The sequence below is a fragment of the Arcobacter sp. s6 genome, assembly GCF_040884245.1.
Taxonomy (GTDB): Bacteria; Campylobacterota; Campylobacteria; order Campylobacterales; family Arcobacteraceae; genus Aliarcobacter.
In genome coordinates this window covers 90,532-114,265 of the sequence record NZ_JBEVTN010000012.1, presented here as the reverse complement: position 1 = coordinate 114,265, position 23,734 = coordinate 90,532, and the positions used below count along the sequence as shown (strand labels likewise).

The 23,734-nt window shown below is 26.9% G+C and carries 25 protein-coding genes; 5 read left to right on the top strand and 20 right to left on the bottom strand.

Going from position 1 to position 23,734, the window contains the following annotated elements; translation table 11 throughout:
- Positions 1-2: 2 nt before the first annotated feature.
- Together ABVS04_RS09050 and ABVS04_RS09045 are read left to right on the top strand one after the other, a co-directional pair.
- Positions 3-680, top strand: coding sequence for a response regulator transcription factor (locus tag ABVS04_RS09050; RefSeq protein WP_368030385.1), 678 nt, complete (start codon positions 3-5; stop codon positions 678-680).
- A complete protein-coding gene (locus tag ABVS04_RS09045) occupies positions 677-1,900 on the top strand; it encodes an ArsS family sensor histidine kinase (protein WP_368030379.1) in 1,224 nt (407 codons plus the stop codon). The genes ABVS04_RS09050 and ABVS04_RS09045 overlap by 4 nt, the downstream gene beginning before the upstream one ends.
- A 26-nt stretch (positions 1,901-1,926) precedes the next feature.
- Here the strand turns inward: ABVS04_RS09045 and ABVS04_RS09040 are convergent, their stop codons facing one another.
- Together ABVS04_RS09040 and cbiB are read right to left on the bottom strand one after the other, a co-directional pair.
- Positions 1,927-2,355, bottom strand: a complete 429-nt coding sequence (locus ABVS04_RS09040; protein ID WP_368030384.1) for a hypothetical protein — start codon at positions 2,353-2,355, stop codon at positions 1,927-1,929.
- Positions 2,355-3,242, bottom strand: coding sequence for an adenosylcobinamide-phosphate synthase CbiB (gene cbiB / locus ABVS04_RS09035; protein ID WP_368030378.1), 888 nt, complete (start codon positions 3,240-3,242; stop codon positions 2,355-2,357). Before cbiB ends, ABVS04_RS09040 begins: the two co-directional genes overlap by 1 nt.
- Positions 3,243-3,336: 94 nt before the next feature.
- On the opposite strand from cbiB, the gene ABVS04_RS09030 reads away from it, so the two are divergent.
- Positions 3,337-4,755: an SDR family oxidoreductase gene (locus ABVS04_RS09030; RefSeq protein ID WP_368030377.1), complete on the top strand. Its 1,419-nt coding sequence runs from the start codon at positions 3,337-3,339 to the stop codon at positions 4,753-4,755.
- On the opposite strand, the gene ABVS04_RS09025 is transcribed toward ABVS04_RS09030, so the two are convergent.
- The 13 genes from ABVS04_RS09025 to ABVS04_RS08965 form a co-directional block, all read right to left on the bottom strand.
- The gene (locus ABVS04_RS09025; RefSeq protein ID WP_368030376.1) at positions 4,752-6,143 is read right to left on the bottom strand and encodes a cobyric acid synthase; all 1,392 of its coding nucleotides are present in this window, start codon (positions 6,141-6,143) and stop codon (positions 4,752-4,754) included. The two genes, ABVS04_RS09030 and ABVS04_RS09025, sit on opposite strands and share 4 nt — an antisense overlap.
- Positions 6,144-7,130, bottom strand: a complete 987-nt coding sequence (locus ABVS04_RS09020; protein WP_368030375.1) for a hypothetical protein — start codon at positions 7,128-7,130, stop codon at positions 6,144-6,146.
- Positions 7,131-7,152: 22 nt separating this feature from the next.
- On the bottom strand, positions 7,153-7,548 hold the full coding sequence (locus tag ABVS04_RS09015; protein WP_368030374.1) for an SDR family oxidoreductase: 396 nt from the start codon (positions 7,546-7,548) through the stop codon (positions 7,153-7,155).
- A gap of 148 nt (positions 7,549-7,696) precedes the next feature.
- On the bottom strand, positions 7,697-8,302 hold the full coding sequence (locus ABVS04_RS09010) for a hypothetical protein (RefSeq protein WP_368030373.1): 606 nt from the start codon (positions 8,300-8,302) through the stop codon (positions 7,697-7,699).
- The gene (locus ABVS04_RS09005) at positions 8,296-9,309 is read right to left on the bottom strand and encodes an aminotransferase class I/II-fold pyridoxal phosphate-dependent enzyme (protein ID WP_368030372.1); all 1,014 of its coding nucleotides are present in this window, start codon (positions 9,307-9,309) and stop codon (positions 8,296-8,298) included. Before ABVS04_RS09005 ends, ABVS04_RS09010 begins: the two co-directional genes overlap by 7 nt.
- Entirely contained in the window at positions 9,306-10,052 is a 747-nt protein-coding gene (locus ABVS04_RS09000; protein WP_368030370.1) for an adenosylcobinamide-GDP ribazoletransferase, read from the bottom strand. Before ABVS04_RS09000 ends, ABVS04_RS09005 begins: the two co-directional genes overlap by 4 nt.
- Positions 10,049-10,546 carry a bifunctional adenosylcobinamide kinase/adenosylcobinamide-phosphate guanylyltransferase gene (locus ABVS04_RS08995; RefSeq protein WP_368030369.1) on the bottom strand — a complete coding sequence of 166 codons (498 nt, stop codon included), beginning with the start codon at positions 10,544-10,546 and terminating at the stop codon, positions 10,049-10,051. Before ABVS04_RS08995 ends, ABVS04_RS09000 begins: the two co-directional genes overlap by 4 nt.
- 4 nt (positions 10,547-10,550) lie before the next feature.
- Entirely contained in the window at positions 10,551-11,858 is a 1,308-nt protein-coding gene (locus ABVS04_RS08990; RefSeq protein WP_368030368.1) for an ATP-binding protein, read from the bottom strand.
- 60 nt (positions 11,859-11,918) lie between these two features.
- A complete protein-coding gene (locus tag ABVS04_RS08985; RefSeq protein WP_368030367.1) occupies positions 11,919-12,518 on the bottom strand; it encodes a MarC family protein in 600 nt (199 codons plus the stop codon).
- A 67-nt stretch (positions 12,519-12,585) separates the two neighbouring features.
- Positions 12,586-13,239 (bottom strand): GDSL-type esterase/lipase family protein, encoded by a 654-nt coding sequence (locus tag ABVS04_RS08980; RefSeq protein WP_368030366.1) that lies wholly within the window; start codon positions 13,237-13,239, stop codon positions 12,586-12,588.
- Between the two features lie 14 nt (positions 13,240-13,253).
- Positions 13,254-14,318 carry a nicotinate mononucleotide-dependent phosphoribosyltransferase CobT gene (gene cobT, locus ABVS04_RS08975; protein ID WP_368030365.1) on the bottom strand — a complete coding sequence of 355 codons (1,065 nt, stop codon included), beginning with the start codon at positions 14,316-14,318 and terminating at the stop codon, positions 13,254-13,256.
- Between the two features lie 69 nt (positions 14,319-14,387).
- On the bottom strand, positions 14,388-15,047 hold the full coding sequence (locus ABVS04_RS08970; protein ID WP_368030364.1) for a response regulator transcription factor: 660 nt from the start codon (positions 15,045-15,047) through the stop codon (positions 14,388-14,390).
- 14 nt (positions 15,048-15,061) lie between these two features.
- Positions 15,062-17,233, bottom strand: coding sequence for an ABC transporter substrate binding protein (locus ABVS04_RS08965; RefSeq protein WP_368030363.1), 2,172 nt, complete (start codon positions 17,231-17,233; stop codon positions 15,062-15,064).
- Positions 17,234-17,343: 110 nt separating this feature from the next.
- Here ABVS04_RS08965 and ABVS04_RS08960 point away from each other — a divergent pair, with 110 nt between their 5' ends.
- Positions 17,344-18,750, top strand: a complete 1,407-nt coding sequence (locus tag ABVS04_RS08960) for a DASS family sodium-coupled anion symporter (protein ID WP_368030362.1) — start codon at positions 17,344-17,346, stop codon at positions 18,748-18,750.
- Between the two features lie 16 nt (positions 18,751-18,766).
- Here the strand turns inward: ABVS04_RS08960 and ABVS04_RS08955 are convergent, their stop codons facing one another.
- From ABVS04_RS08955 to ABVS04_RS08945, 3 genes are all read right to left on the bottom strand, one after another.
- A complete protein-coding gene (locus tag ABVS04_RS08955; protein WP_368030360.1) occupies positions 18,767-19,510 on the bottom strand; it encodes a sulfite exporter TauE/SafE family protein in 744 nt (247 codons plus the stop codon).
- Between the two features lie 71 nt (positions 19,511-19,581).
- The gene (gene dsbD / locus ABVS04_RS08950) at positions 19,582-21,357 is read right to left on the bottom strand and encodes a protein-disulfide reductase DsbD (protein WP_368030359.1); all 1,776 of its coding nucleotides are present in this window, start codon (positions 21,355-21,357) and stop codon (positions 19,582-19,584) included.
- Positions 21,358-21,367: 10 nt separating this feature from the next.
- A complete protein-coding gene (locus tag ABVS04_RS08945; RefSeq protein WP_368030358.1) occupies positions 21,368-21,730 on the bottom strand; it encodes a thioredoxin family protein in 363 nt (120 codons plus the stop codon).
- Between the two features lie 145 nt (positions 21,731-21,875).
- On the opposite strand from ABVS04_RS08945, the gene ABVS04_RS08940 reads away from it, so the two are divergent.
- On the top strand, positions 21,876-22,229 hold the full coding sequence (locus tag ABVS04_RS08940; RefSeq protein ID WP_368030357.1) for a rhodanese-like domain-containing protein: 354 nt from the start codon (positions 21,876-21,878) through the stop codon (positions 22,227-22,229).
- Here the strand turns inward: ABVS04_RS08940 and ABVS04_RS08935 are convergent.
- Entirely contained in the window at positions 22,226-22,681 is a 456-nt protein-coding gene (locus tag ABVS04_RS08935) for an ATP-dependent zinc protease (RefSeq protein WP_368030356.1), read from the bottom strand. The genes ABVS04_RS08940 and ABVS04_RS08935 overlap by 4 nt on opposite strands.
- On the bottom strand, positions 22,682-23,731 hold the full coding sequence (locus ABVS04_RS08930) for a succinylglutamate desuccinylase/aspartoacylase family protein (RefSeq protein WP_368030355.1): 1,050 nt from the start codon (positions 23,729-23,731) through the stop codon (positions 22,682-22,684).
- Positions 23,732-23,734 lie beyond the last annotated feature (3 nt).

Here is a 23,734-nt window from a genome sequence, read left to right as displayed (position 1 = left end):
CCATTACAAAAGTACTTATGATAGAAGATGATTTAGAATTAGCTCAAATCATCTCAGATTATTTAAAATCATTTGATATAGAAGTTACAAACACAGATAGTCCATACAATGGATTATCCATGTTGAATGTACATAAAGACTATCAACTTATTATCTTAGATTTGACTCTTCCTGAAATAGATGGATTAGAATTAATTCCTAAAATTAGAGAAAAATCAAATATACCTATTATTATCAGTTCTGCTAGGGATGATATTCTTGACAAAGTTATGGGCTTAGAAAGAGGTGCGGATGATTACCTTCCAAAACCTTATAATCCAAGAGAACTTCAAGCTAGAATTAAAACAATTCTAAAACGAGTTGAGACAAAAAATGAAGTAAAAAAAGTTGAAATAAACTCAATGTTTCAGATAAAAGAAAGTGATATGCAAATATTATTTAAAGATGTTCCATTAACTCTAACTCTTGCAGAATATGATATTTTGAAATTACTTATTCAAAGAAATCATGGAGTAGTCGCACGTGAAGATTTTATTTATGCAAGTGATAATATTGAAGATGATTCATCTTTAAAAAATATCGATGTTATTATTTCAAGAATTAGAACAAAATTAGCAAAAATAGATGAAAACAATACACATATTAAATCAGTAAGAGGTATTGGATATCAGTTAATATGATTAGAAACGTTTCTATATCGACTTTTATAAATATCATTTTTTCACTTGCCCTTGTATGTATTTTTATAACTTTTGCTATGTTTATCAGCCATGATAAACAAAAGCATGAGATTAGTTTACAAAATAGATATGAGTTAATCGCAGAAAATTTTTTAAGTTCATTTCAAAATCAACCAACTGTTGAGTCTTTACTAGCTTTATATAAAAAATTTAAAGTAATGCCTATTGAAGATAGAGATAGAAAACTAAAGATTATTAAAAATGCTCAAGAATTAACAATAACTCAAAATTATCTAGGAACATATCGAGTATATAAATATTCTGATAAATACTATATTTATGTACAACAGTATGGTTATAATTTAATGCTAAAAGATACAGATGACAATAATTATAGTATGGCCTTTATTATTTTTGGATTTATTATATCTTTACTTACATTTTTATTCTTATATGAAGTTCTGAAAAGAAAACTAAAACCTTTAAAAATATTAAATAAACAAATTATTGAGTTTTCAAATGGAAATAAAGACATAAAATTGAATTATACAAGTACAGATGAAATAGGTACTATTGCAAAAAGTTTTAATGAAGCCATAACTATCATAAACAATCAATCTAAATCAAAAGATTTATTTATGAGAAATATGATGCATGAGCTTAAAACTCCTATTACGAAAGCTATGTTTATCGCAGAAACTCTAAATGATGATAATAAGAGAGAAACTCTACAACGTGCATTTAAAAGAATGGATGATATTATTAAAGAGTTAGCAACAGTAGAAAAACTAACTTCTAAAAATACCATGATTTATAAAGAAGAAACATCTTTTTTCAAAATCTATACAAGAACTTTAGAAATTATGATGATAAATCCTGAAAATATAGATACCAAAATAAGAGATTTCAAATTTGAAGTTGATGTCTCTATGATGTCAATTGCATTAAAAAATTTAATTGATAATGCCATTAAGTTTTCTCCAAATAAAAAAGCAATTATAAATGCGAATAAAGAAAAAATAGAAATAATTTCTTTAGGTGAACCTCTAAATAATGAATTAGCATACTATACAGAAGCTTTTTCACAAGAAGAAAAAAGAAGTGATGGATTTGGGCTTGGACTTTATATTGTAAAAACTATTGTATGTTTACATGGATATAAACTTGAATATAAATATGAGGGAGGAAGAAACTTTTTCATCATAAATATGATGAAATAGATTCTTCTTTTTTATTTTTTCTACAATTAAGGCTTTGGCCTTACATCTTTCATTACTTCAAACCAATTTCTATTAAAATGTTTTTTAATATATTTAGCTCTATGAGGCACTATACAGCCTGAACAATTCTGATGAATATAATCCTCTCCTATATACTGAGAACCATCCCTAGACTTAATATTACAAACTGAGAAAAGAGTTTTTCCATCATCTGTTTGTTCAAAACCTTCCATTTTATATCTAAAATTTGGACAAGCACATAAATAGCAATTTAAATCTTCCATATCATGACACTTTTTATTGTCTTTATAAAGTGGACAGAAGTCTGGTTCATTTTTAACCATATTTTCAAATTTGAAATACTCTATTACCTCATCAACTGATTTATCTGTTAATTTTTTCATTACATTAGCGTGTAGATTACCCTGTTGAATAAACCACTCTTCATATGTCATCATAAAACTCCTAAAATTAATACAATTATTATAAATATATCCAAACGATTTCTAAGCTTTAAAGCGTGTAAAACATCACTATCTTCAATATTTATTTTTCCATCTCCAAAATAGGGTTTATTTTTTATTTTCCCAAAATATGAAGTTGGACCTCCAAGTCTAACATTAATAGCTAGTGCTAAAGCTGATATAGGTAATCCTGCATTTAAACTTTCATGTTTTTTTCCATATTTTCGAAAGTTAAATAATGCCTTTTTACTAAAAAATAATAAGGCAATTAAAATAGCTGTTATTCGTGAGGGTATAAAATTTACAACATCATCCAAACGTGCGGAAAACTTACCAAATTTTTCATACCTTTCATTTCTATATCCAACCATAGAATCAAGAGTATTAATAGCCTTATACATAAAAGCCCCAACTATTCCAAAACATAAAAGATAAAAAAGTGGAGCAATAACTCCATCACTTAAATTTTCACTATAGGTTTCAATGGCGGCTTTATTTACTCCGGTATTACTTAGATTTGACGTATCTCGGCTTACTAACATAGAGATTTTTTTTCTTTTTATTTTTATATCATCATTTGAAATTACATCTTTTATCGCATCATAAAGCATTCTAGATGAAAGAGCAAATGAAGCTAAAAATCCTTGTACAAAAATATTATCAAATAAAGAAAAGAAAAAAGATATTATGAAAACAATACTCAATAATGACAATGTTAAAAACATACCTCTAAAAATAGAATTTTTATAAAATTTTTTCTCAAACCAAGAGATATAATCTCCTATAAAAATAATAGGATGTTTTAAAAACTTCAATTCATGGAATTCACCAAAAAGTCTATCTATAATATATGCGATTAAAGCTACTTCATAATACATTGAACCTACAAATTCCCTATTTCTAAATTTTTAATTAGTGATATAATTAATTTTATGGAATATTAGCATTAGTTTAGTAAAAGGAGTCCATATTATGAAGATTTTATTAACTGGCTCAACTGGATATATAGGAAGAAGATTAAAACAAAAACTATTAGAAGATAAAGATATAGAATTAAAACTTCTAGTTAGAAATAAAAAAAGTGTATGTGAATTATCAAAAAAAGTAGAAATAATTGAAGGTGATACATTTAATAAAGATGCTCTAAAAATTGCGCTTCAAGATGTAGATACTGCATATTATCTAATACACTCTTTAAGTAACGAAAACTATAAAGATCTAGATAAAATCTCAGCTCAAAACTTTTTAGATGTAGCAGTTGAATGTGGTGTAAAAAGAATAATCTACTTAGGCGGGCTTGGAGTTAAAAATGATAATACAAGTGAACACTTGCTTTCTCGTATTGAAACAGGCGAAATACTAAGCTCAAATAAAAATATACAAACTATATGGTTTAGAGCAGGAATAATAATAGGTTCAGGAAGTGCTAGTTTTGAGATTATTAGAAATCTAACTGAAAAACTTCCAATAATGACCACACCAAAATGGGTGGATACAATGGCTCAACCTATTTGTATAAAAGATGTTTTATCATATTTACAAGAAGCTATCAAACTAGAATATAAAGAAAATCTAATAGTAGATATCGGAAGTAAGGCACTTAGCTACAAAGAGATGATGATAAAAACAGCCACTGCATTAGGACTAAAAAGAGTTATTATTCCTCTTCCTTTTATGAGTATTAATATCTCATCATATTGGCTAAACCTTTTTACTCCCGTTCCTTTTAGTGTGGCAAAAGCTTTAATTGAAGGGCTTAAATCAGAAGTAACCATACAAAATGACAATGCAAAAAAATACTTTGCAAATATAATCCCTATTTCCTATGAAGATTCAGTAAAAAATGCAATTAAAGAGATAGAGCAAAACCAAGTAATAAGTAGATGGAATGACACAACAGACGGTGTTTGGGAAAAAAATAGTTCAAACGAAATCTCACAAGCTTTATATATTGATAGAAAAGAAGAGAATATCTCAAATTTAGAAGCTAAAAAAGTATATGAATCTTTTACTTCAATTGGAGGAGAGAATGGTTGGTTTGCTTTTGATTTCCTTTGGGAAATAAGAGGGTTTATTGATAAAATGATTGGTGGAGTTGGTCTTAAACGTGGACGAAGAAGTCAATGTGATTTAAGAATTAGCGATTGTTTGGACTTTTGGAAAGTTGTTGATTTAAAAGAAAACGAAAGACTTTTATTATATGCACAAATGAAACTTCCAGGAGAAGCATGGCTTGAGTTTAAAATCAAAGATAATAAACTAATCCAATCAGCCTACTTCTATCCAAAAGGTGTTTTTGGAAGACTTTATTGGTATAGTTTAGTTCCCTTGCACTATTTCATATTTAAAAATATGATAAAAAGTATTATCAAAAAAGCATCAACTCTTTAGCTGATGTTTTTTAGTATATACTCTACATCTAGTTTTGCTTTTAGAGTAGAGATAAAATTATCTATAGTTTGTTTTTTATACTCTTGAAAATCAAAACCATGATAATCAGATTTTATAGATTTGAAGTATTTTGTTCTGAATTCATTATTATCAAAAATTCCATGAACAAAAGTACCTTTGAAATTTTCCTTTTCAAAAGATAGTGGATACTTTTCACACATACCATGGTGTATTTCAAAACCATCAATTTTTTCTCCAAATAAATCATAAGTTTTTTTCTCTAAAACCTTCTCTTTTTCAAAAACTATAATATCATCAATAAGACCAAAGCCCTGCTCTTTAGAGGGATTTTCATTTTCAAGTGCATACTTATCATCAAGAAAATTAAACATCATTTCATAACCACCACAAATTGTACAAATATCTTTTTTGTAGTTTTGTATTTGCTCAAAAAGTCCAGTTTCTTTTAACCATTTTAAGTCTTTGATTACAAGTTTGCTTCCTGGAAGTATCACTAAATCAAACTTTTCTAGTGAAATATTTGAACACACAAACTCTACAAAAACTTCTTCGTCTGCGATTAGTGGTTCAAAGTCATTGTAATTACTCATGTGTGCATAAGATATAACTGCAATATCAAGTTTTTTATTTCTTGGATGTTGTACAAAGTTTTTCAAAGATGCACTATCTTCAAATCCTAAATTAAAAGGAAGATATGGCAATACTCCCAAAACTGGAATTTTAAAATCCTCTTGTATAATTCTAATTCCCTCATCAAAAAGTGATAAGTCACCTCTAAATTTATTTACAATAACACCTATTACATTTTTTCGTAAGTTTTCTGGAAGTAAATTATAAACTCCCCAAATAGAAGCAAAAACTCCACCTTTTTCTATATCTGCTACTAAAATGATTTTAGTATTATATTCAGTTGCTATAAAGATATTTGATAAATCCTTATCCATAAGATTTAATTCTACTGGGCTTCCAGCACCCTCACAAACAACACAATCGTACTTGGCATCCAAATAATCAAAACATCTCTTTAGTGCAGGTTTAAGCAAGTCTAAATCACGGTAATACTCTAATACATCTTTATTACTCACAACCTTCCCCTCAACAATAAGAGAAGCCGAACTTCCACGACCTGATTTTAATAAAATAGGATTTAGATGATAAGAAGTTTCAACTCCCAAAACCTCAGATTGAAAATACTGAGCAATTGCTATCTCACTTCCATCATCACAAACATGAGAGTTATTTGATACATTTTGTGCTTTAAAGGGAGCAACACTGTAGCCTAAATCTTGAAGTATTTTTGCTATTACAAAAGTTATTGTTGATTTTCCAGCATCACTACTTGTGCCGAAAATTGATATGTTATTCATTTATTTACTATCCTTATAATCTGATATACCATTATTTGCAATGCTCTCAATAATTAATTTATCAAAAGGTTTTTTTAAAATCTCTATAGAAAAATTATTCAACTTATTTTCTGAGAATTCTACTATTCTTAATAATTCATCCGAATAATAAACTTCATCTAAATCTTCAAACCAAAGAATAAAATGAGCAAAAATTCTTAATTCCATTTCTTCAATAAATGATTTTTCTGTAGGACAAATTTCTTCTATTAAATATTCCACTATATAATATAAATATAGAAGAATATAAGGTATCCTACTATATAGATATGCCCATTGGGTTAGTTTTGAATTATAATCTGAGAAAATAAAATTTATATTCAACTTATCAGTTTTTATTGCATCATGTTCTGTAAATAAGTGCATTGCATGATTGCAAATTCCATCAAAATTATCTTCACTTCTTTTGTTATATCTTAAATTTGCAAGATATGAAGCAGAAAATAAACTAGATAATCCAAGTTTATCAAGAACAATATTTATTCTTTTTGTATGTCCTTCAATTCCACCTGCATTACTTGGTCTTAATTTCAAAGGATTTTCAGACATACTTTTCTCAAACTCAGTTTCATCAATAATCATAGACTCTAATAAATATAAACTTTCTTGAATTGGTTTTCTTATTAACATATATGAAATATTTAATTTGCCTTTTTTTGATGAAATAAGTGCTTCATAAATACAATGTAAACTATCAGATAAAACTGCAGGTAAAATAATTGTTTTTAATACTTTATTTCTATGTTCATATAATTTATTTTCTTGAAGAAACAAAAAGATATCTTCATCATTTTCAAGATTATTAGCAGTTATTTCTTCTAAACTAAACTCATAATTAAATATTTCTTGATTTTCTCCACTTACTAAAGTATTAGCTAATAGGTCATGTATAAAAAAACATAATTCATGCCCTGTAATAAACTCTTTTGGTAAAAAACTATTCTTCATTTGATTTTCTCATTATAAATTTCTATACATAAATCATCTTCTTAGTCATTCCACCATCTATTACAAAATCACTTCCTGTTATAAAACCTCTATTTTTTAATAAAAACTTCACAGTATCAACTATATCATTAGGAATTCCCACTCTTCCACTTGGATGTTGAGCCATATCTATTTTTGTTGGAAGATACTCTTCATTTGTATTTATCCATCCAGGGCTTATTGAGTTTACTTTTACATCGGGACTCAAAGTTATAGCTAAGGCATGAGTTAAAGAGCTGATTCCTCCTTTTGAGGCACTATAAGCTTCAGTTCTACTTTCACTCATTGAAGCTCTTGTTGAAGAGATATTTATAATATGACCTTTTGATTGTTTTAACATAAGTGCAAACTCTTTTGACAGAATATTCTGATAAATCACACTTATAGAAATCTACTTTATCCATCTTATTTTCAATTATATCAATATTTATAATATGATATTTTTTACTAAGTTTTTTTGCTATTGCTCTACCAATACCATTTGATGCACCTGTTATTATGATATTTTGCATTTTTACTCCCAAGGTTTATTTATATTCTAAATTTTTAACAATTAATTTTTTATTTACAAAAGGATCTACGATTGCAGATATTTCATCAAATTTATATTTTAAATTAAATCCTATTTTAGAGCCTGTGGCTGTACTTTCTAGGATATAAAAAGCTTTATCATTTACATATAAAGCTCTTTTGTTTACTAATTCTTTTTCCATATTTACTATTACAAAAATATGTTTTGGCACCAAGACAAAATATGCTTCATATCCACGCACTTTCAAAAGTGAAATTAAAAGATTTGATTTATCATCACAATCTCCAAAGTTTTGAGTAACCACTTGTTTTGAACTTCGGGCAACGCTTTCATTTATTTTATAGGGAATTGCAGTTACAAAATCTAGCATTGATTGAACTTCACAAATTTTTTCACCATTGCAATTTTTTGTTAAATAAGCTGCAAGTTTTATAGTGTAATCATCAGTTCTTACTTGATTTACATAAGTTGAATCACCAATATCAATGAACTGATTTTTTACTATAAAAAATGATGTAATTATCATATAAATCACATAAGCTATAAATATTGCTGATAAGAAAAAAGAGAAATATTTTATAAATCTATTTTTGATTAACATATCTGTTTTAAGGCCTCACTCAAAGCTTCATTTGCATTTGATGATTTTACAGCCACTCGAACATATCTATCATCTAAACAATCAAAGTTTGAACAATCTCGCACCATTATTTTATATGGTTTTAATTTTTTTTGAAACTCTTTTGCTTTTAAATTCTGCAGTTTTACTAGTAAATAGTTTGCGCTACTTTCTAAGACTTCATCTATCAAACTTGAACTTTTTAAAATATTTTCTAACTCTATTTTATTTTTTACATTTATAGCTTTTGAAATAGATTTAAAAAGTTTATCATCTAAAGCAGATTGAAGATAGTTTGAGTCAAATTGAGATAGTTTCCACATGGGTTCAAATCTTTTTAGTTTTTCAATATTCTCTTTTGTAGATACTATTGTTCCAACTCTTATTCCTGCACTTGAGTAAAACTTTGTCATTGATTTTAAGATATATAATTTATCATAAAATTTTAAATATTTAATAGCTGATGGTTTATCACAAAAGTCTAAGAAACTCTCATCAATCAAAATAGTACAAGATTTTTCAATCCATTTTTTCATCAACTCTTCAAGCTCATAATATTTTCCATCAGGAGTTGAAGGATTTACAAAAATCACAAATGATCCCTCTTTTACAGGCGCTGTGATATCATCAAACCTATTTATAATATCAAGCTCATAGCCAAAATTTAAAGAGGCTTTTTTATACTCTAAATATGCAGGTGAATAAATAGTGCAAGATTTTAAATCAAGATGTTTAAATAGGGTGAAAATTGCAGAACTTCCACCATTAAACAGCTCTATTTCTTCACTTCTAACAGCATAATTATCTGCAATTTTCTTATATAATTTATCATAAGTTGGATATGAAGAGATATCTAAAGTGTTAAAATCGATATTTATTTGTGGTTTCACAAAATTTATATTTGATGATAAATCAATTATTTCACTAATATTGCATCCTAAATCAGATGCGAATTTTTCTATTTGTCCACCATGTTCAAAAGTTTTCATAGTATTATCATAAGTCCTATATTTAAAAGTACAAGTTCAGTATGTTCAAGTGTAAAACCTAAACAATCACCATTTACAAAGCCGAATTTCTTATCCAAAACTTTTAGTATAAAATAGAAACTAAGAAGTGATAAAATAAATAAAATCAAAACATTTGAGCCAACAATTAGTGCAAGTGCAATATAACTCAAAGAAAGAATCTTTAAACCAAATACACCACCATTAACAAATGCCAAAGATAAAAAACTATCTTTACTAAATTTAAAATATTCAAGTAAATAAATCAAATTTAATCTTGAAAAAACACAAACTATCAAAAAAAGCATATACTGTTTTTCATATAAAACATAAGTAATAATTCCCACTTTTAATAAAACGAAAGAAAAACCATATAAAGCCCCAATAGCTCCAATAGTTGATTCTTTCATAATCTTATAAGCATCTTTTCCACTATATGCAGCAAACCATCCATCAACCACGTCAATTATAGCTTCTGTATGAATAAATCCATAAAGTGCTAGATAAACAACAGCACATACAAAAGAGGCATAAATAGGATTAAAAAACTCTAATAAAAAAAGATTTAAACCTATTACCATGGAAGCAAGTATTGCACCCACAAGTGGAAACAAAGCTAAAGTATATTTATAAGTATCATTGTTGATTTCCATATTTTTTACAAATACAGGAATAATAGAAAAGTATGAAAGAGCAAAATAAAATGCGTTTAAAATTTGTTTCATTTTAATTTTTTCTCAATTCCATATTTCACTTCATAAACTTCATCACAGAGTTTTGCCAACTCTTGCCCAATTATTCCTGAAAAATCTACAAATCTTCTTGACTCTTTATCAAATGGAATTACACCACAAGAAACGTCATTTAAAATAAAAATGATATTTGCATCTATTTTAAAAAGCTCTTTTAACTGCTCTTTTAAAACTTCTTCTTTTTCTTCTAAATTATTTAAAATCCACATAGAAACACAATCAACTAAATAAGTCTTTTTAGATTCTATTACTTTTCTTAAATCTTTTGGCTCTTCAATAGTAATAAAATCTTCTTTTCTCTCAATTATGTGTTTATCAATTCTCTCACCCATAGAAGAATCACCATAAGAGTTATCATAAGTAGCCACATAATATGGTTTTTCATCTTTTGATAACTCTAAGGCTTTTTTAATTCCTGCTTTTGTTTTACCTGATTTTTGTCCACCAAAATAAAATATCTTTTTCATACTGTTAAATATCCTTAAGTGATAGAAGTTTATATTCTATTTCATACTCTTTGTATTCTTTCACTAAATTTTGAGCTTTTATTACTAAATCATTATGACTTAGCTTTTTTTCATTTAATTTTACTTCACAAATAAGAAGTTTTTTATCTATATCATCTATTGCTACTATATCTATTTCATTTTGATTATTACGTTCCCAGTAAGAACCTATATTTGTAAAAGTCTGTTTTTCTTTTAGAAGTTCTATAAATAGTTTTTCTAAAAACCTTCCTTTAAAAGTACAAATATCTCTTTTAATAATCTCTTTTAATCTATCAAAACTTTCAGCTTCTATTAGTGATTGATATTTAAAAATAAATCTAAACCAAAAAGCTAAGAAATTATCAATTATCTCGTATTTCTGTACTTTTGAGTTTGGTTTTGCATTTATTGGCTTTATTGATTTTATAATACTATAGTCATTTTCAAGCCTTGAAAGATGTCCTGAGATATTTCTTTCTAGAATAGACTCTATTTCACTTCTTGATGTTTTTGAACTAGCTATTAGTGAAAGTATAGAAAAATATGTTCCATACTCTTTTCCAAACTCTTCAATAAGTCTATTTCTTCCCTCATCTAAAAATATTGAGTTAGGTTCAATAATAGTATCTATCATAGAATTTAAGTCAAAACTTTTATGCAAGGAAAATAGTTCTATATATTTTGCAACTCCACCTGTAAGAAGATAAAAATCTAAAAGGTTTTCATTTGAATAGGAGTTATTATCCTTTAATATCTCTTTTAATACAGATACTTTAAATGGTTTTAAATCTATTTTAAAATCACATCTTCCAAAAAGTGGCTCATTTTTATCTTCATATATTTTTTTCATAAGCGAATAAACAGAACCACAAGTTATAAAATGTATATTTGTTTTATTTTTATTTAAATCCCAAAGTTTTTGAATAGATGAATAAATAGATTCATTTATTTTGAAAAACTCTTGAAACTCATCTATGATTAAAGTAAAAGTTTTTGTTTTACCTAATTCTAAAATATATTCAAAAAGTTCTTCAAATTTTGTAAGTTTGCCAAACAGTTTTATTTCAAGTTTATTTGTCAACTCTTCAACAAACTCTTCACAAAGAAGTTGTTCACTTTTCTTTGAAACAAAAAAATAAAGAACTTTATCTTTTGAAAAACTTTGAAGTGCAAGTGTTGTTTTTCCGATTCTTCTTCTACCTATTAACATAGTCATTATTGATTTTTCAGATTTAAGTTTATCTGCTTTTGTTAATATTTCTAATTCATTTTCTCTATTGTAAAACTTCATTATAAAAACCCTTGTTATGATAACCTGTGTTATTATAACATAAATAAAAAATTACCTTCATCAAATTTCCAAAAAGTTTTTAATACCAGTAAACACGATTTGTGCAGATAGTGCTGCTAAAAATAAACCTGTGATTTTTGAAATAACTAAAAGACCTTGTTTTCCTATCAGTTTTTCAAAAATTGAAGAAGTATAAAGCATTATTCCCACTACTAAAACAGCACAAACCAAAGCAAAACTTCCCATTAACATAGAAGAAGTATCTTCAAAAGTGGCACCCATTACAAGTAAAATACCAATAGTTCCAGGGCCAATAGTCACAGGAATAGCAAGAGGAACAACTGCTAATTGTAAGATATCTTTATCCCCTACTTTTGCAGTATCTTTATTTCCTCGAACTAATTCAACTGCTGTTAAAAAGAGTAATGCACCAGCCCCTATTCTAAAAGCATCTAATGTTATACCAAAAATATTAAAAATATGTTTTCCAAAAAACAATAATACTAAACTCATAACAATCACTGAAGTGGTAACTTTAATAGCTAATGCTTTTCTCTCCTTTGAAGTAGCATCTTGAGTAACCGTTAAAAAAACTGACAATACAAAAAATGGTGTCATAATAAAAAACATTTTTAAAAATGTTGAAATAAAAATATCCATAAAAATCCTAAATTATATTATATTTATTAAGTAGCTTTTATTTTATCTACTATACTTAAAATTGCAATTAAAAGTATTTTTTAATCTCTTGTGCCCAAAGTTTATAAGCAGCCCCATTTAAGTGTAAATCATCAAAAGTAAACTCTTTTTTTAGTATTTTATTTGGTGCAAAAATTGGATTTAGGTTTATAAAAGTTATGTTATTTTCTTTTGTAAAAGTTTCTAGTTTTTTATTTAGCTCTTCAATTTTTGGATTAAAATTTCCAGCTCTTTTTTCACCTATAAATAGTGTTGATTGAATATATACTTTGATATTTTTATCTTGAAAGAATTTTATGATTTTTAAGTAGTTTAAATAAACTTCAGCAGTTTCTTTACCTCTCATAATATCATTTACACCAATCATTATGAAAACTTGTTTTATACTTTTATTTGTACTATCAAGTCTTTGCAAAACACCCTGCGTTGTGTCGCCACTTATTCCTCTATTTTGAACAAGGGGATTATCTAATAATTCATCCCATTGTCCTTCATCTGTGATTGAATCACCTAACATTACTGTTGTATATTTTGTATTTTGTGATAACATTTGGAATTGACTCTTTTTGTGTTTATAATAGGGATCATTTTGAATTGTCCATTCTTCTATTTGTTTTGGTTGTTTTACATTGCATCCACTTAATAAAAGTGCACATAAAAATCCTAGTAATATTTTTTCCAATTAATTATCCTTTTCTATGCTAAAAAGCTCTCTACTTTTTTTGTAACTTGATCTTTTGTTAAGCCATTAATAGAAGCATAACATAAAGCACCACCACATCCAACACCCTCTTTTGCTTCACCTTGGTCATAAAGTTTAAGTGCAGGATGATTTGAAAGTTCAAAATCAAAATCACTTGCATAGACATTTATAGGAAAATCAAGTTGCTCTAAAAGTGCTTTTATGTTTGAATTTTCATCTTTATTTATCCATTTTGTGGTACAAAGTGCAATATTTGAAGAATCAATTTGCCCATCCATACTTCTTAATATTGAGTTCACCACAAGTAAAACAGCAGCCATTTGAGTTCCACCTGCAAGAATCACTTTTAGATTATTAGCTCTGCTTCCAAGTATAAATCCAGCATTAAAAATAATCATATTATCACTTACTGAAGATAATTTTTCAAAAAGCTCATCTTCTGAATTTATTCTATTTAAAGCTTTTTCTATAACTATTTTTTTTATATCACTTGGATTATTTTTATAAGAACTTGAAAAATATCCTTCACAAGCATATTCTAAAGCAAGTGCTGTTGCATTTGCTGTTGTAGTTCCTGCTGGTATTGACTCTGCTAAAATTACATAATCATCATTTGTTTTAAAAGTTTGCGCAAATTCTAAACCTTTTTGAAAAATTTCCATTGCATTAATTTTCGCACCATCATCAATTCTATTACTTGGTTTTATAGCAAAATTATGTATTTTAAAATAGTTTATTTCAGGAATTACTTCTAAACCTAGATTTAAAATCTCAATATTTGAAAAAGCACTTAATTCATGGATTGCTCTTGTGATTAATGCAGGTGTTGGCACACCTGTCGGAGTTTGTGCAATTTGTGGCATTGAGTGAACTTGTTTTGTACATAAAAATTCTGCATCTAAAGTGGGTGTTAAATGTAAATGCCCAGGAATTCCCGCTTGTGAGATATTTGGAATTTCACAAGTTTTTGTAACACTTGCACTTAGTAAAAATGTAGCTTTTTTACCTCTTAAAAATTCTAAAAATTCTACTTTTCCTAAAATTGTTTCAAAGTTCATCTAAACCCTTTTTAATTTTTTGTGAAGTATAACAAATCTTATATAAAGCCCTAGTTTCTAATTTTTTTATTAATTAAATTTTCTAACTATATTTAAGATGTATCCCATTCCACCTTGAGAAAGAATGGTATCATCTGGTAATTTCTTTCTAAGCCTTTTTATTAATGCTCTTATATTTTCATTTGTAGTTAAATCACCTTCCCAAACATACTGTTCTATTTGTTCAAAGGTGATAATTTTTTCTAAATTCTTTGCAAAAAGATTAAATACTAATATCTCTTTTTTTGCAAGTTTAATCTCTTCTTTTTTATCATCAAAAAGTTTTTCTAAATCTAAATTATAAGCATATCCATTTGGCAAATTAATATCTTTTGATACTTTTTTACAAAGCTTATCAATTCTAGTTTCAAGTTCATAAATATAAAAAGGTTTTTTGATATATTCATCACAACCTTTTACATAAGCATCCTTTATTGTTTCTAATTCTACATTTGCGCTTATTATAATAGCAGGTGTAGTTTCATCCATAATTCTAAGCTCTTTTAATAAATTCAAACCATCAATTCCAGGAACATTTATATCCAAAACAAAACAATCATATCCGTTATAAATAGATTCTAAAGCAGCTTTTCCATCTTCAAACCAATCTACTTTATAACCTTTTTCTTCCAAGGCTTCAATAATCAAATTTGAAAGCCGCTTATTATCTTCTAATAATAATATCTTCATATATTTACCTATTTTTATATATTTTTATTAAGAGCAATCAAAATATTAGCTCCATCTTTTTGCTCTACTGCTTTTATACTTCCATCCATTTTATCTTCAATAATTAACTTCACCATATAAAGACCAAATCCATCACCATTTATTTTATCAGTAAAAAATGGTTCAAATATTTTTTCTAAATTTTCTTTTTTTATTCCTATTCCATTATCTTTTATACTTATATAAATATTATCATTTTCATAAAATGTATCTATTATAATTTTTCCTTGAAAATTTTCTTTTTCTCTTTTCTTCAAAATACTATCTCTTGCATTATTTATAATACTCAAAATTGCTTGTTTAAATTCGTTTGGATAGCCACTTATTATATATTTTTTATTCTCTTGAAAATTAACCTCAACCTCTATATAGTTATATTTAATATTATGCTCAATAATTCTTAGCAATTCTTCAATAGCTTCCCTTATTTCAAAGTTACTTTTAGATATAGATGGTTTTATAAAAGATCTAAAGTCATCAATTGTTTTTGTCATATACTGAACTTGCGTCATTATTTCATCCACAAACTCTTTACTATCTTCTTTTGATAACTCTTTTTTACTTCTTTTATAAAGTAACTCTTGGGCAATTGTTGAAATCTCTATTAATGGTGTTTTCCATTGGTGAGCAATAGATGTCATTATCTCACCTATTTCTGATAACTTTGATCTTTGTATAATAAACTGCTCATCTTTTTTTCTTTGATTCTGAAGTTTTTTGATATCTGTCATATCATTTATAATAGTTACAATTCCTGCTTCTTGATTTTTTTTATTAAAATATTTTTTTCTTCTGATTAAAACTTCCATAGAAATATTTTTAAAAATTAATGTAGTTTCTAATTCTTTTACAAAATTTACATTATCTTTAAATTTTTCACATAAACTTGGAAGAATTTCTTCTATTTTTTTTCCTATTATCTCTTTTTTTTTCATATTTAAAAATAAACATAAAGCATCATTACATCCTAAAAGCGTACCATCATTGGATTTCCAATATATAATACTTTTAATATTATTAAGTAATACATTATCTAGTTTACTTTGTTCAACTAATTTTATTTCTAAATTTATTCTTTTTGTTATATTTACAATCAATCCAATTATTAACAAAAATAATAATGGTAATAAAATAAAAGTACCATCAATAAATTGTCTATTTTTTTCAAAAAAACTTTTTGGTTCATTAAGCATAGTTGATAACATAGGTATTTTTGAATTATTTAAACTAAATTTTTCTAATACCTCATAATCAAAATAATACTTAGACGTAGGAATATTAATATCTAAAGAAAAAGCTTCCTTACCTTGCATAATTTCTACTGTTTTTTTTGCTGCAATATTTCCTTGCTCTATTGCATTTACCATAACACCACCAATAACTCCTTCACCTAAATGAATCTTATTAAGTGCAAAGATTGGATATTTTGATGACTTAAAAAAATCTCTTAATTGTGTAGAAGTAATATATTTTCCATTAATATCTCTATATAAACTAGAAAATAAAACAGCACTATTCTTAGGTAAATGATTTACTTTACTTAATATTGTATTTATATCAATTTGATTATCAAAAACTATTTTGATATCTTTTTTAAAATCATTAGAATCACTTATTATTTGATCTTTTATCACTAATGAAGAAAAAGTATCATCACTAATAATATACAAAATATTTAAATCTGTAATTATTTTTTTTATCAATTCTATATTTTTTTTTATATCTTTATATTCAACAACACCTGTAACATATCTCTTCAAATCAAAAGGAATAGAATTATTATTAAAATTTTCAATCCCTGTAAAAACAATAGAAGATTTATCAAATAGTTTACTATGATTTTTTAAAACAAACTCATATGCATAATTATCAGCAGCAATAACAACTGCATATTGCCTATTTAAAAATTTCTTTTCATATAAACTCATCAGAATATTAAAATACTCCTCACTATCTATTTTTTTACTATCCATATATTCTATTGTAAGTTCATACTGTGGATATTTATCTAAGATTTCTTTAACGCCCTGTGTTATTCCATCTGTCCATTTTAAACCATTATTATATGAATGTAAAAGTAAAATTTCTTTTGAAGAGTTTGCGAGAATTGTAGTAATTGTTAAAAAAAAGAGAATTAAAAATTTCATATTATTTTACTTTATTTGATTTATTTGATTTGATTTTATCAAAAAAGTCCTATTTTTATCCCTTTTATCTTCTATACTTACAGTATATAAAAACTTAAAAAGGAGACATTATGTCAAGTCAAACGATTAAATTGATTCTTCCTATTGCTGTTTTACTAATATTTTGGTTTATACCAGCACCAGAAGGTCTAAGTGCTAATGCATGGCACTTTATGGCAATATTTTTTGCTGTGGTTGTAGGGTTAATTGTAGAGCCAGTTCCAGCAGCACTTGTAGGTTTTGCAGGGGTATCACTAGTTGCTACTTTAGGATTAGTTGGAAATTCAAAAGATAGTATCACATGGGCATTATCTGGATTTTCGAATAGTGTTATTTGGTTAATTTTCGCAGCATTTATGTTTGCTCTTGGTTACAAAAAAACAGGTCTTGGAAAAAGAGTATCATTAATTATGATTAAATATATGGGTAAAAGTTCACTTGGTCTTGGATATGCAGTTGCATTCTCAGATTTAATTTTATCTCCATTTATGCCATCAAATACAGCAAGAAGTGCAGGAACTATTTATCCAGTTGCTTCAAATATTCCTTTGATTTTTGATTCAACTCCTGAACATGAGCCAAGAAAACTTGGAGCTTATATTTCATGGGTTGCTATTGCAACTACTTGTGTAACAAGTTCTATGTTCCTAACAGCACTTGCACCAAATTTACTTGCTGTTGATTTAATCAATAAAGGTACAGGACACTTGATTTCATGGGGAGCATGGGCTTCAATTATGTTACCACTTATGATTCCATTATTTTTACTAACTCCATGGTTAGTTTATGTTGTATATCCTCCAACTCAAAAAACTTCTCCTGAAGCTCCAGCTTGGGCTGCTGAAGAATTAAAAAAATTAGGTGGAATTACTTCAAAAGAACTTCTAATGGCAGGTCTTGCTATTGTTGCTCTTGCACTTTGGATATTTAGTACAGAGTTAAATATTGATTCTACAACTACTGCGATTTCAGTTGTATCTATCATGGTTTTAGCAAATGTAATTACATGGGATGATGTTATTTCAAATAAAGCAGCATTTAACGTATTTATTTGGTTTGCTTCTCTTGTTGCAATGGCAGCAGGACTTAAAAAAGTTGGTGTTTTAGATTGGATTGGAAGTAGTACAGAAGTTTATCTTTCAGGAATGAGTCCAACTATGCTTATACTTTCAATGCTAGTGTTATTCTTCATATTACACTATTTCTTTGCAAGTACAACAGCACACACAACTGCATTAATGCCAATATTCTTAGCAATTGCAGTAAAACTTATGACTCCTGAACAGTTAATACCTTTTAGTATTTTACTTGCAGGTAGCCTTGGGGTTATGGGTATTATAACACCATATGCAACTGGACCTTCACCTATTTGGTATGGAGCAGGATATATTTCTCAAGGAAAATGGTGGGCGCTAGGAGCTATCTTTGGAGCCTTATATTTAGCAGCTATTATCATAGGTGCTTTAATATTTATTTAAAAGAGGGAAGCCTCTTTTAAATAGTTTGATAAACTAAAAAAGACGCAATTACAAATAAAACAATTTTTATAACTTTCTTATAAACTTCTTGAGGAATCTTATCTTTTACCTTTAATCCTACAAACATAGCAATAAAGACTAGTAATAAACTAGAAAATGAAATCATTAATAGCTCTTGATTAAATGAACCATGTATTGTAAATAATACTATCTGAATAATTTTTCCAAACAGAAAACACAAATTTGTTGATTGAATAATTTCTTTTTTTGTATGTTTAGACTCAAGTGAATAAATAATCAAAATTGATGCCATTACATTTGTTAAACCACCAATGATACCTGCAATGAATCCAAAGACAACTGTTGATAATCTTTTTTTCTTTTCAATCCAATGCATTTGTATTTTAAATTTTTGAATAAAAAGATATAAAAATATTGAAAGAGCTAGTAAAAGTTTAAAAAAATCTGTACTGCTATAAATAAGTATTTGCGTACCTATTGCACTTCCTATCATTCCCATTAATGCTAATGGATAAAAATTTTTTACAGCTTGAAAAAAATTGCCTTCATTATAAATACTAATTAGATTAATCAAAAGTGTGGGAATTGCTATATATAAAATAGCTGTTTTCATATCTGTTATCATTGCTAGAAGTGGTGTTGCAATCATTGGAAAACCAAAACCTATGCTTCCATGAACTAAAGAAGAAATAAAAATTATAAAAGAGAAGATGATTAAAAAATCAGTATTTAAATCCATAATAAATCCTAAAAAATTTATTATAGGAAAATATTATTAAAAAAGAGAGTTAAAAGAGGAAATTTCCTCTTTTAAAAATTTTTGTTTACTATTTGTAAGAAATCTGTAGGATTTTTATATCCAACTATTTTTGAAGAGCTAACTTCTTTTTTATCTTTATCCCAAAATATTAAACCAGGAGGTCCAACAATACCATATAGTTTTTGTAAAGCTTTATCATCATCATTATTTTCTGTAACATCTGCTTTTAAAAGAGTAAATCCTTGAAGTTTTTTTATAACTTCTTCATCTTTAAATGTAATTTCTTCTAACTCTTTACAAGCTACACACCATGAAGCCCAAAAGTCTAACATCACAGGTTTACTTGAATTTTTTATAGCTAAGTTTAACTCATCAATATTTTTTATTTTTGTGAAAACTAGCTTCTCGCTAGTTAATTGAACACCTTTTGAAGAAGTGAATTTATCAAATGGTTTAAGTGGATTTGTAGATCCACTTATTGCTCCAATAAGTAAGCTAGTCCCTAAAATAAAAATTACAACAGTTAAAGTTTGAGCTAAAATATTTTTATAAATTTTTAAATAAACAGCTGTTCCTATTAATAATAAAGCCCATAAATACATAAGTAAAGTAGCATCTAAAACTCTATCTAATAACCAAATAGCAACACCTAACATTACAATTCCAAAGATTCTAGTGATTCCTTCCATCCAACCACCTGGTTTTGGCATAAATCTTCCAGCTCCAAGTCCTATAAGCAATAACGGAACACCCATTCCTAAACTCATTACAAATAAAGCCATACCACCAAGAAGTGCATCACCTGTTTGTCCAATATAAACTAAAGCACCTGCAAGAGGAGGAGCAACACAAGGTCCGACTATTAAAGCTGATAAGAATCCCATAATAGCAATTCCAGCAACTCCTTGCTTTTCTTTTCCATCTGTAGTTTTATTTAATTTTGTCTGAATTGACTCAGGTAATCTAATCTCAAAATAACCAAACATAGAAAAAGCAAGTGCCACAAAAATAAGTGCAAACACAACTAAAACATAAGGATTTTGAAGAGCTACTTGTAAATTAGCTCCAAATACTCCTGCAATTACTCCTGCAATTGTATAAGCAACACTCATAGATAAAACATAAACTAAAGATAAAAAGAATCCTTTACTAGCTGTCATTTTTTCTTTTTGAGAAGCTCCTACAATAATTGAAGATAAAATAGGAATCATAGGAAATACACAAGGAGTTAAAGAAAGTAATAATCCAAATCCAAAAAAAGTTGCAAGTATTAATAAAATATTTCCATCTTTTAAACTATTTGCAATAGTATCAGTTTCATTTAAATCTGTATTTTCTGGAGCTACAATTTCTTTAGTTTCTTTAGTTTTTGAACTATTTTCAGCTATTTTTGTCTCTTTAATAACTATTCCATCAAGATTTAAAGTATATTTTTCACCCATTGGCGCATAACAAAGACCTGCTTTTGAGCAACCTTGAAATTTGATTTCAATTTCTACTTCATTTGAATCAACTTTTGATTTAAGTAAAGAAAATGGAATATCAATATTTTGATTGACAAAATGAACAATAAACTCTTCATAAGCTACAGGATCAGCAATATTTAGATCTTCTGTTATATCTATATTTACTGGTTTTGTAATGATAACTTTTAGTTTATCATCGTATAAATATATATCTTTACCTAAGTCTAATTTGAAGTTTAGACTATCTTCATTTTTTGTAAAACTTGTTTTAAAAGCTTCTTCTGGTTCTAAAAATTCTTGTCTAAATTCTAAAGAAAATGAGTAAACAAAAACTAAAAGAAGTAATAATATTTTTTTCATTTATTTATCTTTAATTAAAATTTTCTTTTGATGTTTGTGTTAATTCTTCAACACTTAGTATTCCAACATAATCATTCACAGGTTTTCCATTTTTAAAATAAACTAAAGTAGGAAGTTTTGAAACTCCATATTTTTTTGCCAATACCATTTGATCATCAATATTTACCTTAAAAACTTCTACATTATCTGGCTTAACCACATCAAAATCTTCTAAATTTGATGCAAGTATTTTACAAGGAGGACACCAAACTGCATAAAAATCAATGATAACATTTTTATCTTTTATTTTTTCATCAAAATTATCAACTGTTAACTCTTCGTATGCAAAAAGAGAAGCAATGCTAAAAAACATTAGCAGAATTATTTTTTTCATTAATATACCTTATATTTTTTTGTATTATATATTATCTTTGTAAAGAGTTTGTTTACACAATATTTATAACAAAAAAATTATATATTACTATAAGTTTTTATTATATGTTTTATGTTAATATTACTTTTTTATTTAAAGGAATTTAATGAGTGACTTAGTTGATTTACAACCAAGAATAGTAGAAAAAATGATAGATGATAATATAGTTATGATAGATGTTAGAAGAGCAGATGAATGGCAACGAACTGGAGTTATAAAAAATGCTCACCTTATGACTTTTTTTGATGAATATGGAAATCATGATGTAGATAATTGGATGAAAGAGTTTGAAAAATTAGTAATATCAAAAGATCAAACTTTTATACTTATTTGTGCCCATGCAAACAGAACAAGAACTATTGGAAACTTTTTAATTGATCAAGGATATAAAAATACTGCTCATCTTTTTGGTGGCATGGCTTTATGGAAACAAGAATTAAGAGAGACTATTAAGTATTAATTTTTAATACTCTCTTTTAAATTAAATGATATATTATCTTTACTAACATCCACAATAAAATCTTGAGCTAAAATATCTCTACCTAATAAAAAAGGATAACTCATAGAACTTCTATCATTTAGTGATAATTCAGAAATATAGGTTTTACCCAAGATTATAATTTCAGTTTTTATAAAAAATCTATTTTGAGAAATTCCATTTGAGCTTTTTACTTCTTTTATTTTAGAGATTTCTTTTATAAAATTTTCTTTTCCTAAAACATTACATTTAACAAATTTATCATTGATTTTTTCAATATTAGTACAATGTAAAGATGAGTTTGTAGCACCTGTATCAATTCTTGTTTCTACATTCTCAAGATTGAAAGCAGGGAAATCCAACTTATCAATAGAGCCTATAATATCCTTTGAATATAAATTAAAAGTTAAAAAAAGACAAAAGATTATTCTCACTTATTCAATAATCTCTTCATTATTAAGTTCATGAAATTCACTTTCATCCATTGCAGAATCATTAAAATATTCTAACTTACTTTCTGCACTTTCTAAATCTTTTAGTTTTGCAATATGAAAAATTGCATCACCTTCTTGAACAAGTGGAATTTCAGATTTTCCAATAATAACACCATCAAAAGTAGCTTTTATTTCATACACATCATCATCTAATGGCTCATCTATATATGCAATAACTTCATCTTTTTTTACAATATCACCAAGAGCTTTTATAGTTCTGAGCATTCCACTTTCATTTGAACGAATCCAGTTACTATTTTTTGTAATAATTGGAGATTTACTTGCTTTCTTTTTTAATACAGAGGGAAGCATTTGCATTTCTCTAAGAACATTTATAATTCCTGTTACTCCAATTCGTATAGAAGTTTCATCAAATCTTAACGCCTCTCCTGCTTCATAAAGTAAAATAGGAACTCCACTGTCTTGTGCTGTACCTCTTAATGAACCATCTCTTAATTCAGAGTGTAATACAACAGGAGCACCAAAAGACTTTGCTAATTTAAATGTATATTCATTATCAATATTTGTCCGAACTTGCGGAAGATTTGACTTATGAATTGAGGCTGTGTGTAAATCAATTCCTAGATCACATCTTAAAACCACTTCATCAAAAAATGTTTTTGCTACTCGACTAGCAAGTGATCCTTTTATGCTTCCTGGAAAACTTCTATTTAAATCTCTTCTATCTGGTAAATATCTTGAAAGATTCATTATTCCATAAACATTAACTATAGGAACTAGGATTAGAGTTCCTTTTAGTTTATTAAGAATACTTAATTTTCTTAATCTTCTAATTATTTCAATACCATTTAATTCATCCCCATGAATTGCAGCACTTACAAAAACTATTGGTCCATCTTTTTTACCTCTTATTACTCTAATAGGAAGATTTGTTGGAGTATTATAAAGCTTTGGAAGTTCTAAGTTTATAGTAACTCTTGTTCCACGTAAAATCTCAGTATCTGCAATTATTAATTTTGAATTTGGCATATT